Annotated in this window: 17 protein-coding genes and 1 pseudogene; 8 read left to right on the top strand and 10 right to left on the bottom strand. The window is 61.8% G+C overall.

What is annotated here, in order from left to right; genetic code table 11:
* Positions 1 to 54: 54 nt before the first annotated feature.
* From GGR90_RS05750 to GGR90_RS05730, 5 genes are all read right to left on the bottom strand, one after another.
* Complete coding sequence (locus GGR90_RS05750) at positions 55 to 627, bottom strand: RNA polymerase sigma factor (RefSeq protein WP_167920118.1); 573 nt, start codon at positions 625 to 627, stop codon at positions 55 to 57.
* Positions 621 to 1133 (bottom strand): sigma-70 family RNA polymerase sigma factor, encoded by a 513-nt coding sequence (locus GGR90_RS05745; RefSeq protein ID WP_167920116.1) that lies wholly within the window; start codon positions 1131 to 1133, stop codon positions 621 to 623. Before GGR90_RS05745 ends, GGR90_RS05750 begins: the two co-directional genes overlap by 7 nt.
* Positions 1130 to 1669: a hypothetical protein gene (locus tag GGR90_RS05740; protein ID WP_245198402.1), complete on the bottom strand. Its 540-nt coding sequence runs from the start codon at positions 1667 to 1669 to the stop codon at positions 1130 to 1132. The genes GGR90_RS05745 and GGR90_RS05740 overlap by 4 nt, the downstream gene beginning before the upstream one ends.
* Before the next feature lie 180 nt (positions 1670 to 1849).
* A complete protein-coding gene (locus GGR90_RS19745; protein WP_167920114.1) occupies positions 1850 to 2521 on the bottom strand; it encodes a class I SAM-dependent methyltransferase in 672 nt (223 codons plus the stop codon).
* A 150-nt stretch (positions 2522 to 2671) separates the two neighbouring features.
* A complete protein-coding gene (locus GGR90_RS05730; RefSeq protein WP_167920112.1) occupies positions 2672 to 3592 on the bottom strand; it encodes a HEPN domain-containing protein in 921 nt (306 codons plus the stop codon).
* A gap of 107 nt (positions 3593 to 3699) precedes the next feature.
* Between GGR90_RS05730 and GGR90_RS05725 the strand changes: the two genes are divergently transcribed.
* The gene (locus GGR90_RS05725) at positions 3700 to 4254 is read left to right on the top strand and encodes a nucleotidyltransferase family protein (RefSeq protein ID WP_245198400.1); all 555 of its coding nucleotides are present in this window, start codon (positions 3700 to 3702) and stop codon (positions 4252 to 4254) included.
* Between the two features lie 109 nt (positions 4255 to 4363).
* On the opposite strand, the gene GGR90_RS05720 is transcribed toward GGR90_RS05725, so the two are convergent.
* From GGR90_RS05720 to GGR90_RS05700, 5 genes are all read right to left on the bottom strand, one after another.
* A complete protein-coding gene (locus GGR90_RS05720; protein WP_342449894.1) occupies positions 4364 to 6313 on the bottom strand; it encodes a ParB/RepB/Spo0J family partition protein in 1950 nt (649 codons plus the stop codon).
* A gap of 232 nt (positions 6314 to 6545) precedes the next feature.
* Entirely contained in the window at positions 6546 to 7820 is a 1275-nt protein-coding gene (locus GGR90_RS05715; RefSeq protein WP_167920110.1) for a HupE/UreJ family protein, read from the bottom strand.
* Positions 7817 to 9175 carry a hypothetical protein gene (locus tag GGR90_RS05710; RefSeq protein WP_167920108.1) on the bottom strand — a complete coding sequence of 453 codons (1359 nt, stop codon included), beginning with the start codon at positions 9173 to 9175 and terminating at the stop codon, positions 7817 to 7819. The genes GGR90_RS05715 and GGR90_RS05710 overlap by 4 nt, the downstream gene beginning before the upstream one ends.
* Before the next feature lie 77 nt (positions 9176 to 9252).
* Positions 9253 to 9798 (bottom strand): DUF4331 family protein, encoded by a 546-nt coding sequence (locus GGR90_RS05705; RefSeq protein ID WP_342449893.1) that lies wholly within the window; start codon positions 9796 to 9798, stop codon positions 9253 to 9255.
* Positions 9799 to 10010: 212 nt separating this feature from the next.
* A complete protein-coding gene (locus tag GGR90_RS05700; RefSeq protein ID WP_342449892.1) occupies positions 10011 to 10673 on the bottom strand; it encodes a DUF4331 family protein in 663 nt (220 codons plus the stop codon).
* Positions 10674 to 10724: 51 nt separating this feature from the next.
* On the opposite strand from GGR90_RS05700, the gene GGR90_RS05695 reads away from it, so the two are divergent.
* From GGR90_RS05695 to GGR90_RS05670, 7 genes and pseudogenes are all read left to right on the top strand, one after another.
* Complete coding sequence (locus GGR90_RS05695; RefSeq protein ID WP_167920104.1) at positions 10725 to 10952, top strand: hypothetical protein; 228 nt, start codon at positions 10725 to 10727, stop codon at positions 10950 to 10952.
* A 249-nt stretch (positions 10953 to 11201) separates the two neighbouring features.
* Positions 11202 to 11412: pseudogene (locus GGR90_RS19415) on the top strand (helix-turn-helix transcriptional regulator).
* 59 nt (positions 11413 to 11471) lie between these two features.
* Complete coding sequence (locus tag GGR90_RS05690; RefSeq protein WP_342449891.1) at positions 11472 to 12059, top strand: sigma-70 family RNA polymerase sigma factor; 588 nt, start codon at positions 11472 to 11474, stop codon at positions 12057 to 12059.
* A complete protein-coding gene (locus GGR90_RS05685; RefSeq protein ID WP_167920102.1) occupies positions 12052 to 12750 on the top strand; it encodes an anti-sigma factor in 699 nt (232 codons plus the stop codon). The genes GGR90_RS05690 and GGR90_RS05685 overlap by 8 nt, the downstream gene beginning before the upstream one ends.
* An 86-nt stretch (positions 12751 to 12836) precedes the next feature.
* Positions 12837 to 13391 carry a fasciclin domain-containing protein gene (locus GGR90_RS05680; protein WP_209023568.1) on the top strand — a complete coding sequence of 185 codons (555 nt, stop codon included), beginning with the start codon at positions 12837 to 12839 and terminating at the stop codon, positions 13389 to 13391.
* Between the two features lie 406 nt (positions 13392 to 13797).
* A complete protein-coding gene (locus GGR90_RS05675) occupies positions 13798 to 14025 on the top strand; it encodes a helix-turn-helix transcriptional regulator (protein WP_088442360.1) in 228 nt (75 codons plus the stop codon).
* Between the two features lie 232 nt (positions 14026 to 14257).
* Positions 14258 to 15943 carry a recombinase family protein gene (locus GGR90_RS05670; protein ID WP_342449890.1) on the top strand — a complete coding sequence of 562 codons (1686 nt, stop codon included), beginning with the start codon at positions 14258 to 14260 and terminating at the stop codon, positions 15941 to 15943.
* Positions 15944 to 15957 lie beyond the last annotated feature (14 nt).

Below are 15957 nucleotides of genomic sequence, written 5' to 3'. Positions count from 1 at the left end.
TTGCGCACGAAAGCAAGTCACCGGTCCGCGACATGCACCGATGTCGCGAGCGCATCAAGCAAATCGCGCAGCAACTTTACGGCATCGCTTCAACGCGCGCCCGATATGTTTTTCGACAGCCTTGATGCCGAGCCCGAGCTGGTCTGCGATTTGTGCATAGGTGAGACCGCGCAGCCGGTGCATCAGGAAGATGCGCCGGGTCCGGGGCGGCATGGCGAGCAGCGCCTTGCGAAATGCCCGCCGCAGTTCCATCGCTTCAAACTGACGTTCCTGGTCTGGCAGCACCGCAGCGTCGCACGCTTCATCGAGGGGACAGAGCGTGCATTGTTTGCGGTGCCACGTTCGCGCCCGTTCGATGAGCAGATTATGGGCGGTCCGCATCAGATAGGCTTGAGGTTGCTCGACTCTCCCATAGGCTCCGCTGCGGAACATTCGCGTGAAAGCTTCCTGCACAAGATCGGGCGCGGCCTCGCGGCCGACTTTCCTCCGGAAATAGTGGAACAGCCGAGCCTGCTCCTCGCGATAGAAGGCCGCGAAGGCGGCGGTCGAACCGGGCGAGACCGGACCGCTCTCAAATTCGCCGGCGCCGGTGTCGGGCGCGTGCCCGTCGCATGTCCCGGTCACCATTGTGCTGCAACTGCAGCACGGCACAGCGCGAGAGCCTGCACCATATGGTAGTCGACGGTCGCGACACTGACGCCGAGCGACGCGGCGATCTCTTTATAGCTCATGCGCCTCACGCGGCGCATCAGAAACACGCGCCGAGTTTTGGGTGGCATGGCGCGCACCGTTCGCCGGTAGAGGTGGGACAGGTCCGCCGCTTCGATGCGCCATGTCTGGTCGGCGCACGACACTGCGTCGCGCTCCTCGTCCAGCGAGTAGAACGCCGTCGGCCTTGGTCTCTTGCACCGCGCGTTGTCGATCAGCAGATTACGCGCGATCCGGGTCAGATAGGCCTCGGGGCATTCTGCGCGTTCGAGTGCTCCGCTGCGCAGCAGCCGCGTGAAGACCTCCTGTGCGAGATCGGGAGCCGCGTCGCGCCCCGCCTTCCGCCGAAAATAGCCCAGCACCCGCGCGTGCTGGGCGCGATAGAAGGCGTCGAAGGAGACCGCGGTAGAGCCGGGCGCGGTCATGGCCGTATCCCCCGACTGTCGTGATCACCCAGACCGGCATCGCGCGACGACCGATAGAGGGTGATGCCTGCTTCGATCCGGTCGAGGATGAAGGTGTCCCGCTCGGCCTTGGCGACCCGAATGTCGGACTTGGCATAGATTTCGAGGTCGACCGCGCAGCGGTCGCCAAGCTCGCTGCGGATGACGTCGCGGGCGCGCTGCCAGCATCGTTCATCCGTGAACAGCGGATGGTTGACGACGATCCAAAACTCGTAATCCGAAAAGTCGATCGTTCGTCGGTCTTCGTACCAAGATCGCCGCGCATAGGGGCCGATCAGAATGATGCGTTTGATCTGGCCCGGTTCAGGGGCTTGCACTGTAGATGGGGCGAAGAAGCCGCGCAGGATACGCGTGATCCGTTCGATCTCGCGCTGCTTGCGGCGGATGAGATGGCCGACGCGCGCCATCACGACTTCGCGCGCGTAAACGTCGTTCGTTGGTGTGGTCATGGTAAGCTCGCACAGCGGCGGTCCGCACGTTGATGCGCGGATGTGCAAGCGGTGTCCGCTGTGCCGTTGTTGCGGCGTTCAGCAACTGCCCGACCGAAATGGCCGAACCTACATGATGCCTGGCAGGGTTATCCTCGGGATGACCGCCAGTCACTTCATCCCGTGACGGCGATTATGCCAGAATCGGGGAGTTTCGACAAGCGGCGCTGCTGGGAAGCAAATTTGGCCTTATAAACTGCTGTTCGGAATCCAAGCGAAGGGGCTTGATAGATGCCGTCGTGCAGCGTCCTGCTCGCGGACCTTCTCGAACGCGAGCCACGTCCAAGATACACCCATTGCTTGGTTTTCCGCTTGCACGGAGTTGGCCTCCTGCCTGCGGACGAGGCGTAGGCCGCTTGCCTTTGCCATTTCGACTGTCAGGTCGGGCGATACCGGATATACCCTGCGCCCTATAGCGCCGGGGCCATTCCGAAGCGACATGATCAGTACGCCTCCCGGTGCGATGACCGTTGCGAGGCGCGACATTGCCGTCATCCTATCTTCGTCGGTTAAGTGCTGCCATACGGCGCATAAGGTTACCAGATCGAACGAAGCCGAGGGCGGCACCGCGCCAAGGTGTGGCAGACGATCATCGAGCCACTTGATATTTCCGGCGGTGTGAAGCGCCCGACCTGCCTCGCGAAGTTCCAGCACTGGCTCGACCGCGAGCACGTCGTGCCCATTAAGGGCGAACCAGGCTGCGTCTCGGCCAGTTCCGGCTCCGATATCCGCAACTCTGGCATTCCGGCTTGGGAAAAGGTCGATGACGTGCTCGTATATGCTTTCCGGTGAGAGCCCGTCATACGCAGCGATAAAGTCCGCTGTGGCGGCGGTGGCATATCCTTCCAGAACGTCCTGCATCGGCTTCCCTCGAATAGCCTGAGATGGAAGATAAGCACCCGAAAGGAGACAGGCGCAATCCATTGCCTTTCCAACCTGTCGGCCGGCCTCCCGAAATGAGAAGCTTGTTCACTGCCCAAATTTGTCCGTGCCGTCCGCACGGCGCGGCGCTTATCCGCGCGCGGCCTTTTCGAGTTCGGCGATCTTGTCGGCGCAAACCTGGTGAACGACGCGGCCCAGTTCCTCGACGCGCTCGCCGAGCCAGGTGAGTTCTTCTTCGCTAATCTTGTAGTGCTTGGAGTAGCGGGCCTTGGTGTAGGCTTCCTTCAATTTCTGGAACATCGCGCGCTCGCTCCGATTGGCCTCGGGCCAGATGCTATGAAGGCGACGGTCGAGTCCTTCGGCAAGCGCACGCAGAAACGCGATGTTGTGATTGTAGGGCGTGTAGAAAGTCAGGGTGAGCAACAGCCCCTGATAGAGGCGTTCGGTTGCCTGATGCAGTTCAAATGCTGCTTTCTTATGCCAGCCGCGCGCATTGGCCTCCTTCCCTTGAATCAGGAATTGCTCGGCGGAAGGTAAGTACTCCCCAAAATACTCCTTCGCTGTTGCCAAGGCTTGTTTAGGCGTTTTGGGACGTGGCGTGGCGAGCTCGCTGCTATCGACCTCGTAGAGCGCGATACCGTCCTTTGCGACCTCCATGAAGAAGACGCGACCGTGCGCGAGCCCGTCGTTCACCTCATGTAGCGAATGCACGATGAAATTGACCGGGGTCCGGAGCATCTTTTCGATCGTATAGGCGCGGATCAGCCGTTCCTCGGCTTTCGCCCAATAGGCGGCGCGGTCGGTCAGCTCCTTTTGGCTGACGATGGCGAGGATATCGTAGTCGGATTTATACTGGTTCGCCGACAGCGGCGCATCGACCCAATCGCCGCGCGCGTGACTACCGAACAGGACGACCTTTAATATGCGGGCGCCCTTGCGGCGCCCGGTCGCATTTTCCGTTGCCTCGCGGAACTCGTCGAACAGGATTTCGACGATGCGCTCAAGCTCGCGCTGCTTCGTGGCAGGTAGATGATCGACGTCGGTGCGCATTGCCGGAATCTTCAGCCAATCTCCGGCCCTTGGCAAGACCTATCGGCACCTGCGCGGTAACGGGCGCGATAATTTCGACCTCCAGAGGCAGTAGACGCTATAACGGGATGATGGATTTTAGCGCCCGCCTCTCGAACGTCATCAATGATGACAGGCATCGAATGATGGCGCTCGAAGCGATCCGGGAACTCGCGCTGCCCGATGGCTGGATCGGGGCGGGCTTCGTCCGCGATGCGGTTTGGGACCATCTCCATGGCCGGGAGATCCGTTCGCCATCGGCTGATGTCGATGTCGTCTGGTTCGACAGGCATCGAATCGAAGAAGAACGCGACCGGGAAATCGAAAGCAGGCTCCGAGCTTGTCGGCCGAATTTCCATTGGTCCGTGAAGAATCAGGCGCGAATGCACGCTCGAAATGGAGACCGGCCATATGACTCGGTGGCGGACGCCATGTGCTTCTGGCCGGAAACAGCCACGGCTATAGCGGTGCGGCTGACTCCGGAAGGTGGATTGGAGATCAATGCTCCGTTCGGGCTTGACGATCTATTCGCACCCAAGCTCGTGCCGACGCCATCGTTCCTCGGAAAGAAGCGGCATATATTCGAGCAGCGGACCGCTCAAAAGGGATGGCGCGTTCGCTATCCGCTGCTGTCGTGTGAATGAGAATCGCAGCGAGTTCGCTCGCTTTGACAAGGACAAAATGCCCGGCGCTTTGCGCCGGGCAAAAATCTGGAGGAACGGACGAAGCCGTTCCTCCGATAGTGATTGGTAATTACGCGGCTTGGCGCATCTCCGGCTGCTCCACGATCTCGGGCGTGATGGCGAGCTTCGCGATGTTCCCACTCCGCTCGACACAGCCGATGCCGCCGCGCTCGGTATAACCCGACGGCGGGAAGACAAACCATTTGGGGAGCCACCCGTTGACCTGTTCACGGCCATTTCTGCCAGTGAGGCAATCAACGAGGATCGCGCGCTGCACCTTGGCGGTCGCCCCGGCATTGGCTTCCGCCACATCGGCACCCGCAACCTCGCCGACGATGGCGGTGAGCAATTGCTTGTCGCGGATCAGATCGGGCAACACCGCGTCGTCCTGCCAAGATGTCTGCATGTCGGTGCCAAGCAGCTGCCCCACCATATCGACCTCGATGCTGGCAACGGCAAGCGTTTCTCCCATGACGACGGGAAGAATGCCCATCACCGCCTCGTCGGAGAGCGTCGCCAACCGGACGAACAGCCCGGCAATGCCAAGCTCGCCGTCATAGCCACCAACCACGGTGGGTGTCTCGGGATCGAAGCCGAGCATGGTAAGCACCTCCCGGCGCTTCGCGTCGAACGCCGCCTCGCTGGCCGACACCTCGACGCTCTCGGCAACGGCATCGCTCGCGGCGCGCTGCCGTTCGACATCGATCCGCCAAAGCGGCGACCCAACGATGGTATGGGCCACCATCAAGCGCAGCGCCACGCCCGGTTCGGACAAGATCGATGCGCGCACGGCGGCATGGCGGTGGAGATCGATATAGTTGCCAAGCGCGGCACTGACCTCGGGACGAACGGGCTTTGGCGTGTCGGCACCCGGTTCACCCCTGGCGCGCTGCCGGGCTTCCTTCATCGTGATATAGCCCTCGTGGAAGGCGACCTCGCCGCGATGGCTGACCGACACGAAAACCTTGCCACCCTTCTTTTTCGGGCAGCGGTCATGCTCCCAGCTGTTGAAATAATCCCCGCGCGCCATGGCGACGACCTCGGACCAGCCCGCCTCGCGATAGACGTCGGCCCGATCCTCGATCGCCGCCATCTGCGCCGTCCAGAAATCGTCCGCACTGGCAAAATAGCGATCCTCGCCGAACAGGTCGGAAATGATCTCGCCCTTGTAATCGGCAAGGTCGAACAGCGCCGCCTTGGTCGCAATCGCGCTGCCGCCGAACAACCACGCTTTCAGCTGCGCGCCGGTCGGGGCGTGCTTCTCGGGGCAATCGACAAGGTCCAGCCAGTCGCGCTGCTGCACCTTGGTGGCGAGGGTCAGATGCCGCATGGTGACGACATCAATCTTCTCGGCCCGATAGAGGTTGCGGATGCGTGGCAGCAGATTGCCGATGGCGAGGGTTCGCTTCACCTGCAAGCTGGTCAGCCCAAAGGTCAGACCGACCGCCTCGACGCTCCGGCCCTCGCGAACAAGCCGGGTGAAGGCTTCACAGCGATTGACCTCGTCGGGATCAAGACGGGCAATGTTCTCGATCAGCGAGGCTTCGAGCGCCGCCGCGTCGTCACCTGCTTCCACGACCGCACAGGGCAGCGGGTCGATGCATTCCTGCTCCTCGGCGACCGTCAGTGCCGCATGATAGCGCCGTTTGCCCGCGACGATCTCGTAGCTGCCGTCTTCCGCACCCGGCCTGACGATCAGCGGCACCAGAATGCCGCGCGCCCGCACCGATGGCAGGATATTGGTGAGGTCCGGCTTCTTGGTAATCCCGCGCATGTTGGCGGACGAAACCGAGAGGTTGGCGATGTCGATATGCTTGAGTTCCATGATGTCTCTCCTTTGCTCTTCCAAACCACCGCAGCCCCGGCTGAGCGGGGTGGGCGGCGAGAGCGACCGGAGAGGTCCGCCATGAAGGCAGGGCGCACCGCAGGCCGAAATGCAATGGAGGACCCCGCAGGGGTTGCGCCCTGCCGGGCGGGCCTCAGAGGAGAGCGACGACCACACCGCGCGGCCGGAGGCCATCGCCAGCGCGCGTCAGCGCGATGACCTTCGGGCCGGAGCCAAGCTCCGGCCCCGCGTCAGCGATCGTTACGGCGAGGCCGAAGAGATGGCGCGTAGCGGCGGCTCGGTGGAGCGCAGCGGAATAGAGCGCGGCCGCCGCAGGCGGGACGCAAACCCTTTCGCAGTTACCATCTGAACTGGGCTTCGATTTCGAGGTCACCACTACGTGGTTTCCTATTCAGAAGGCGCTGCCTCAGTGCCCCTGACCAACTGCACGCAGTCGAAGGACGCAGCGCCGCAACCAATGGCTGGCGACGAGAGCAATCGACACGACCGCAAGGATGACGGCGATTGCTGCGATCGCTTGTTCTGCTATTCGCATGAAGCCATCACCAACGCCGAAGGCGCGATTTATGAGCCATACGACCGCTGCCCCCATGCCGACCACCGCAAGGCCGGTACGGAAGGGGTGATAGTATCGATATGGCGCGAGCAGAATGAGCGCCGGCATAGCTACAAGTACGATAACGAGCTGAACGATTTCGATTCCGAGGTTGAATCCCAGCAAGGCTAGCGGCGCCACTGCGCTGCCGAGATGCAGATCAGCAACCAAGGTTGCAAACGCCAGACCATGGATCAGTCCGAACCCACCCGCGACCACTGGCTCATAGCCGGGGAACAACGGGCGGACCGCGTGGGCCGTCGACATGAACACCGACATTGCAATTGCGATTTCAACCGGTTGTACCGGTAGCAGCCAGCCGCCCGAGGTGGCGCCGATCAAGCTCAGACTGTGCCCGATCGTAAAAGCGGTGACCACGCTGACAATCGACCGAACAGTACTGCGCCAGTCGCGAACTGTTGCCCAGCGGCCAGCGCTTGCGGCCAGCGGCGCTGGCAGCAAGAGCGCGAGCAGGAACATCAAATGGTCATATCCGCCGATAATGTGATCGATACCGAGCTTGACCGTATTGCGAAACTCGCGCCATTTACTCGCGCCGCCGACGTCGATCACGATGCGTGCGGCGCCTGACCGCACCGCGCCGGCGATTTGTGGTCCCGCGCCCGATACGCCAGCCATATCGTGCCGGATGACAAACAAGGCGAAATGGCTCGGAAGCTCGTCTACGACGGCGTGCCACTCGGCAACAAAATTGCGCGGCGAAGCCCCCGACGGAGGGGTCAGGACGGCGGCCGCGTGCAAGTCCGGCGGGCCCGCGCGCTGCGCGAACTCGACAAAATCGACGCGCACCGACCAGGGCGTTCCTTGCGGCGTGAACACTTTGAAACGGTCTTCGATATAAGCTCTGGCGCGCGACAGGCTTTGCCGATCATTGCCCGCCGAATGCGAGGTCGCGACCATATATTCACTCTGGGGAATGATGATATCAGCGCGGACGTCTTCGGCGCCTATGGTCAGGCCGACCTCGGAGTTCGGCGTCAGATGCGCCGCCGCGGGCGACACCAAAGCCAATTGCGACGCGAAATAGATGACCGCGGCCAGCGCCATGCGGGTGAAGCGGGTCATCCGTGCGAAAACCAGATAAGCGGCGTACGGGGGTGGAATATCTGCGGATTGATCCGCACGGCCGCCGCGCGGGCAACCTCAACCGTCTCCGATCGGCCAGCGAGCGCTGCGGCTTCGGCCTTGAGGGCATATAGTGGTGCACTGCGCCAACCCGACGCTTCGGCGCGGGCGATTTCGTCCAGCGCATCCTGAGGTCGATTGTTCATCAGGAGCGCGTTGGCAAGAAGCAACCGCGCCTCGCCATAGGGCCGTTGCACGAAGTTCCGCTGCGCAAGGTCGAGCGCCGCTGCCGGGTCCCCGAATGCGAGTTCATGTTCGACGGCATGGCCATAGGCAGCCTCGGGCAGCAAGCTGAGCCGCTCTTGCCAAAGAGCGGCTGCTCGTCCAGCCCACAGCCGACTGTTCGGACCGTCGCCCCGCTGGCGAAAGAGCATCGCGGTCGCATCCATCGCCTCGGCGCTGTTGCTGCGCGCCGCGATGGCCGCCATCTGTTCTGCGGCGGTGGCATCACCGCGAAGCGCGCGCGCCTGCACCCGATGCGCGGCAATCAGCCAATAGCCCGGGAACAGCGCGTCGGCGCGCGCAAACCACTGTTCGGCGACAAACCATTCTCCCCGCGCAAGTGCATGCCCGCCAAGCCGCATCGCAGCCTGGGCCAACATTTGCGGCGTATGTTTTCGGTCGCCAGACACCGATCGCCAAATGGCGGCGTCGGCATCGGCAAAGCGTCCCTGCGCCATCGCGAGGACGGCTAGACGAAAATCGATAGCCGAACCTCCCCCGAGCGCCGTGCCGCGCGCATATTGGCGCTGGGCAGCCAACATGTCGCCCCGGTAGAAAGCGATGTCTCCGGCGAGGCCCGCCATTCCTGCCATCTGTCCGCGATCAGGTGGAACCGCCGCGCCTTCCATGGTGGTCAGGTCGCGTTCTGCAACGGCTAGCCGATGCGTGGACAGCGCCAGCGTCGCATTGGCAACCACGGGTCCGGATGTCTTTGGAGCCATCATCAAGCTGGCGTCGAGCAGGCGCCGGGCTTCGGCCCAGTCGCTATAATCGCCGGTGAGGCGGGCGCGTGAAGTTAGACCATTGGCAAGAACTTCCAAACTTGCCCAGTCGCCCGGAGCGCGGCGTAGCTTCTCTCGACCCAGCTCGATGCGGCGATCGGCATCGACCAACGCCGCCTCAAAATTGGCGGGCCCAAATGCCGGTAGCGGAAGATCGAGGGCGGGTGCGTCCGTTTCCGGCCTTGCCCGCCAGCGGTCATCGACAAAGCCTGCCGCGACAATCAACAATACCGCGAAGATCGGAAGCAGGTGCCATGTCCGCAAGGCCCGACGAAGACGTGCCCCGGTCATTCGTTTCCGAATGACCAGGGCACGATTTCGCCACGACTGCGAGGCCCAAGGCCCCATGTCCGTGGCCGGTTGCGGCATCAGCGCGGCCTGGCGCAGGGTGTCAGGCCAAGCCCCGTCAAATCATCCGCCAGCGCATTGGTCAAGCCAGTGAGCTGAGCCGTGAGTTCGGGAACAAAATCGCCGTTAGCGTCATTCACCGGGTCGGCGGCATTATAGGCCGTCTTCGCTGAAGATCCGATGAGCGCGGTCGCGACGGCAGGCATCCCCATGCGGTCGACCCGTACATAGCTCGAGGGGCCGTCGGTCCGGAAATTGAAGCTCGTCCCTCCCGTCGCTGCCAGCGACGGTGAGCCTTGTGGCGGCGCGAGATATGGAAAAGAAGTGCGAAACGGCTGATCATTTGCTGACGGATTGACCGGCAAGCCGGCAAAGAGCGCCGGGCTATGCCGTGTCAGGTCCAGGAATATGACGGCCAGCGTGACGTCAATGACCGGATCGGGCAACCGCCGCCCGTTCGGAAATCCCGAAGCCGCCGACAATGTTAGCGTCAATGTGTCGGGCACAACCGCCTGCGCGACAGTGAACCCCGTTCCCGGAATCGCTTGATTCAGGCAGGCGGTCACGTCGAAGCTCGTGGGTGTCGGGGTTGGCGCGGGTGTGGGCGTGGGACTCGGTGTCGGCGTGACGGTTATGGGAGGCGGAGCGCCATTGTCACCCCTATCGTTACAGGCTGCGAGACCGATGGCGGCGAGCACAGCCAGACTGGCTACGCCCCCTTTTTTACCCAGAGAGCGATTTTTTGCAGCCGCAGCTGCCGTTTGAATTTTCCGGTGCATCACAGCTGTCCTCCAAAGCGGGCGGTGGTCGCCCAGATGTCGATCAGATTGCTGCCATTGGCGATCCTGTCGCGCGGTATCTCCATAACGATTGCGGTAAGATTCTGGCCGGCGAAAAAATCGCGGTCCTTGTTGAAGCTGAGCGTTCCCGTCGCGCGCGTGTCGCGGAAGCCCTGCAAGTCGAAGAAGAAGGGATCGTCGAACAAACCTGCTCGCACCCGTACACCATCTTTGGCCAGATCGGTTTCGACGGAACCCGTCAAATCGCCTGTCACCCCCGGCAACCCGCTGACCTGGACACCAACTTGATCTCCCGAGCCGGTGCCGAAGCGCACGCGGATGGGAATGTCGGCCGTGGTGCGGGGCATAGCGTTAGAAATATTCACCGTGTAAAGCACGTCCCGATCATAAGTGGCCGGCAGCGACGTAGCCTGGGGACCGGCGAACGTCAGCGCGATGATGACAGATGAATCTGTATGCCATGCGTAGAGGTCGGCGATATCCGCCGGCCGGTCGGGCGTCGTATCGACGGCTGGATCGGTCAACGCAGGTGGATCGAGATGATCGGCCGCCGTCAGGAACTGGCCGGGTAAAATCAGGGCTATGGCGCCGGCGGACGCGAGAACGCCTGCCCCCATCAGGAGTTGGTATTTCTTCCTCACCTTCATGCTCCTTGCTGTAGTTTGCGACGACTATGTTTTCAGCAGCAGGGAATGGGTCCAGTTCAGATATCCGACCGCGACCGTCCCTTCTTCCTGAACAGAAGAAAGCGTGATTTTATTATATTTCAGCCCAGCTACGAGGCCGGTGTGGGCGCGGATGCAGAGGTCGCAAAAAAATCACAGAAAGCCGCATTGGCGCAACTGACGTCGTCGGTGTTCAATTTGCAAATGACCGAACGTAGCGACGGATCGCGACGCCAAAGGCGACTCGAAATTTGAGACGAGCGGCCCTGTCGATCGGTGCCAAACACTGGCACCCCCCTAGGCTGGGACAGCATGACAATATTATTTCGGTCCAAAGATCACACGCTAGCAAACAACAAGAAGCAATAGGAAGCGACGGGATACGGCAGAGGCAGTTGGGGCTATTATTAGCAATATTGCAGAATTTTTTGATCGCCAATTCTACACCCGGGGAGTTCAACCGACGCCAACCGATGGAGTAATTGCAATGCCCGTCTCCGAAGGATCATCCACCTTCCGACCGTGTCTCAATCGTACCGGATTGTCACGCTCCACCCTCTACCGCAAGATCGCCTAGGGCACCTTTCCGGCGCAGGTACAGATCAGCTTTTATGGCGCCGGGTGGCGGGAGTCTGCCATCAATCGGTGGATCGCTGACCCGCTCAGCTACCGCGCCGAAAATGATAATCGGCCTCTCGGCGATGCGCCGGTATGAAAAAGGACAAAGCGCCGCGTTCGCTTGCCAAACCCGACCATGTGCGTAGGGTGCTTTAAGTGAGCGCAGTACATTCGCCTTCCAACTCGGACGACAAACAACGCTTGCTCGTTTCCGCTATCGAAGGCGTGGCGAGCGGCGACGCTGATGCCTTGCGCGTGGTATATGGAATGACGTCCGCGAAACTATTTGGAATTTGTCTCCGTATCTGTGGCGAGAGGGCCAGCGCGGAGGATGTCTTGCAGGCTGTTTATATCAGGGTTTGGGAGCGTGCGGGACGGTTCGATGCAGCGCGGGCCAGCCCGATCACGTGGTTGGCAACAATTGCACGAAATAGTGCGATCGATTGGCGGCGATCGGTTGCTGGCCGCGCGGTGCGCGACGCACTGCCGCTGGAGGCTGCCCTTGCTGTGGCCGACGATGAGCCGCGCGCCGATCAGATGCTGATGGCGACGGAGGATGGCGAGAAATTGCGGCTCTGCATGGAAGAACTCGACGAGCGGACGAGGTGGTGCATTCGCTCCGCCTTCTTCGACGGTTCGACCTATGCCGAGCTTGCGCACCGCGAGAATATTCCGTTGGGGACTATGAAAAGCTGGATACGGCGCGGATTGATGCGTCTGAAGGGTTGCCTCGGCAATGGCTGATCCACTGACTCCCGCCGAGCGCGACCTCCTCGCTGCCGAACTGGCGCTGGGCTTGCTTGATGGACAGGCGTTGGCCGGTGCGCTGCGGCTATCGCTTCGTGACCCCGCCTTCGCAAAGCTCGTCGAGGGTTGGGAAACGAGGCTCTTGCCTTTGCACGCCGAATGGATCGATGCCGAACCCGCAGCCGCCGTGTGGGACGGGATCGCTGCGCGGCTGTCCCGGCCAGCACCATCCATTGTGACTGCCATCGAGACGCGTCTGCGCCGCTGGCGAGCCGGCGCGCTCGTGTCGGGTGGAATCGCCGCAGCGCTGGCTTTTGCGCTCATTTTTCAGTCTCCGCCCGTGCCCACGGCACCGCAGTTGGCGGTAGCAAGGATCGAAAGCGATAACGCAGGCCCATTGGTCCTTGCTCGATACGACCGAAGCAACGGCGTGATGGAGTTGCAAATCGACGGTTTTGAGTCTGGCGCGCTGGTGCCCGAACTGTGGATCATTCCCGAAGGTGGCTCACCAGTGTCGCTAGGCCAGGTCGCGCGTGCCGGACGCGCCGAAATGACCATGCCTCAGCCGCACCGGAAACTGATCGTCGAAGGCGCGACCCTCGCAGTGACCATGGAGCCAGTGTCTAGAATCCCGCACAAGTCGCCGAGCGCACCGCCGGTCGCAGCCGGGAAAATTATCACGATCTGACGTTAGCGCGCATCCGGATGCAGGTTGCCGCCGTAGCTGCGGCGCATCCCACATCTTCGAGGTGCAGCCAATTAGAGGATTGTACGATGAAACTTTCCAAAATCTCCGTGTCGCTCGCTGCTCTGATGATGTTCGCCGGAGGCGGCGTTGCCATCGCTGCCAATCCGATGGTCGGCGGCGCTGCGATGTTCGAAACAAAGAATATTGTCGAAAATGCCCTTAATTCCAAGGATCACACCACCCTGGTCGCCGCCGTCAAGGCGGCGGGCTTGGTGGACACGCTGTCGAGCGCGGGACCGTTCACCGTCTTTGCGCCGACGAACGCCGCCTTCGATAAGCTACCCGCGGGCACCGTCGACACGCTGCTGATGCCCGAGAACAAGGCCATGCTGACCGCAGTCCTCACCTATCATGTCGTGCCCGGCACGTTGACCGCGGCCGACCTTGCCGCGAAGGCCCAGGCAAATGGAGGGAAGGCCGTATTGACGACCGTCCAAGGGGCCAAGCTGACAGTGTGGGGCAAGGATGGAAAATGGTATGTGACGGACGCCAAGGACGGCATGGCCCAAATCACCATTGCCGACGTCAAACAGTCGAACGGGGTTATCCACGTCGTTGACAGCGTCCTGTTGCCGAACTGATACCTTGAGACGTCGGCCGCTTCATTCTTTGCAGGGGCCGACGTCGTCGTTTCGTAGCTTCCGATATCTCGCTAGTCGTGCGGCGAAGCCCACGAGCTGCAAGCGTTCCAATAGCAATTAGATTCGCGCTTAGATAGGTGCAGGTCGGTCTCGATTCGGATCGGCTGCTTATTTGAGCAAGGTCCGCAGCGAAGCGGAATGAGGATTTATCCGGGTCGCTGGGACAGCATGGGAAAATTATTTCGATCCAAAAATCGCACGCTGGGAAACAACAAGAAACGACAGGACACGACAGGACACGACAGAGGCAGTTGGCACCATTTTTGGCACTCTTGCGCGATTTTTTCGGATCGCCAATTCTATACCCAAGGGAGCCCGACCGACGCCAGCCGATGGAGTAATTGCCATGCCCGTCTCCGAAAGGATCATCCGCCTACCCACCGTTCTCAATCGCACAGGACTGTCACGCTCTACCCTCTACCGGAAGATCGCCGAGGGCACCTTCCCGGCGCAGGTTCAGATAAGCGTCCATGGTGCCGGGTGGTGGGAGTCCGCCATCAATCGGTGGATCGCCGACCCGCCCGGCTACCGCGCCGAAAATGACAATCGACCCATCGGTGATGGGCCGGTATGAAAAAGGACGAGGCGCCGCGTTCGCGGACGCTCACGGCCGCGAATGACAACTCTTCCGCACTTGCTCCTGCCGCCGTTGACGCGGCCTTGACGCGCATCGCAGAGGCGATCGGACGACACATCGCGCGCGAGCATGTTCGCGCGCGGAAAGCCGCCAACGACAATGATCTTCCGTAAATATGCGAAGGCCCGCAAGCGTTGACCCTAAGGGCATGGCGCGCGAGACTGTCATAGTGGGGCAAGCGGGTCGGTGTCCGCTTGCCCCTGCTCGAAAGGAAGATGTCTTGATCCGCGCCGCGCTCTATGCTCGCTATTCCTCCGATCAACAGAGTTCGGCGTCGATCGCCGACCAGCAGCGTATCTGCAGCGAACGCGCAGCGCGCGAAGGGTGGCAGATCGAAGGCGTCTATGAGGATGCCGCGATCTCGGGCGCGAGTATGATTCTGCGTCCCGGCATTCAGCGGCTGCTCGCCGACGCGCAGGCGGGGAAGTTCGATATCGTCCTCGCCGAGGCGCTTGACCGCGTGTCGCGTGATCAGGCCGATGTCGCGACCCTTTTCAAGCACCTCCAGTTTGCGCGGGTGCCGCTCGTCACGCTCGCCGAAGGCGAGATTTCAGAGCTTCACGTCGGTCTCAAAGGGACGATGAATGCGCTGTTCCTGAAAGACCTTGCGAAGAAAACCCATCGCGGCCTACGCGGGCGCGTCGAGAAGGGATTCTCGGCGGGAGCGGTCGGCTATGGCTATCGTATGATCCGCCGCCTTTCGAGCGAAGGCGAACTGGTGCGCGGCGAGCGCGAGATCGATCCCGGCGAAGCACTGATTGTCGAACGCATCTTCCGCGAGTTCGCGGCGGGCAAGAGCCCGCTCGCGATTGCGCGCGACCTCAATGCCGAGGGCATATCCGGCCCCGCGGGCAAGGCTTGGCGCGATACCAGCATCCGCGGCGATATTCGCCGCGGAACTGGCATTCTCAACAATGAGATTTATGTTGGCGTCCGTGTCTGGAACCATAAGCATTCGGTCAAAGACCCCAGCACCGGCAAGAGCGTCACGCGCCTCAACTCCGAAGCCGAATGGGTCAGGAACGCGGTTCCCGAGCTTCGCGTCGTTAGTGATGACCTGTGGGCAGCGGTCAAGCGCCAGCAGGCGACGCTTGCCGAGCGCCATGCCGGGATCAAGGAAGCCGCGCAGGCGCGCGCCCTGCATGGCGCTCGTCGGCCCGCCTATCTGCTCTCGGGGCTCCTCGAATGCGGTGTATGCGGCGGTGTATATGCGATCGTCGTAGGAGACCGCTATGGCTGCACCGGTCATCATCGCGGTCGCGCCTGCACCAACGGTCGGACGATCCGGCGCGATGAACTGGAACGCAGGGCGCTGGCAGGCATGACCGACCGGCTGGTGTCGGCGGACAAGATTGAGGCGGCTGTTGCGGCCTACACGGCTCACATCAACCGCGAGAACCGCGAGCGGCGGATTGAGGCGGATGCCGACCGGCGCGCGCTCGCGAAGAACAACAAGGCCGTCGCGGGCATCATGGCCGCGATCGAGGACGGACTATACCAGCCCGCCATGAAGGCGCGCATGGCCGAGCTGGAACAGGAACAAGCTGAAATCACCGCACGCCTTGCCGAGGCGCCGCAGGATGTTCCAGCCATCCATCCCGGCATCGCCGAAATCTACAAGCGCAAGGTGGAACGCCTGACACAAACGCTTGCGGACCCGGAAACACGGCTCGATGCTTCGAGCAACATTCGCTCGCTCGTTGGCAAGATCGTGCTGCAACCCGGTGCGAAGCGCGGCGAAATCCATGCGACCCTTCACGGTTCGTTGATGGGGATACTCGACTTCGCTAACAACAACCCCGCACCCGACGCCAGCCAAGTTATAACAACGGTGGCCTCGGGTTCGCGGGAATGACGAAACATTCTGGA

This window comes from Sphingopyxis italica (genome assembly GCF_011926545.1).
Classification (GTDB): domain Bacteria; phylum Pseudomonadota; class Alphaproteobacteria; order Sphingomonadales; family Sphingomonadaceae; genus Sphingopyxis; species Sphingopyxis italica.
This window is presented reverse-complemented; position numbering and strand designations above follow the sequence as displayed.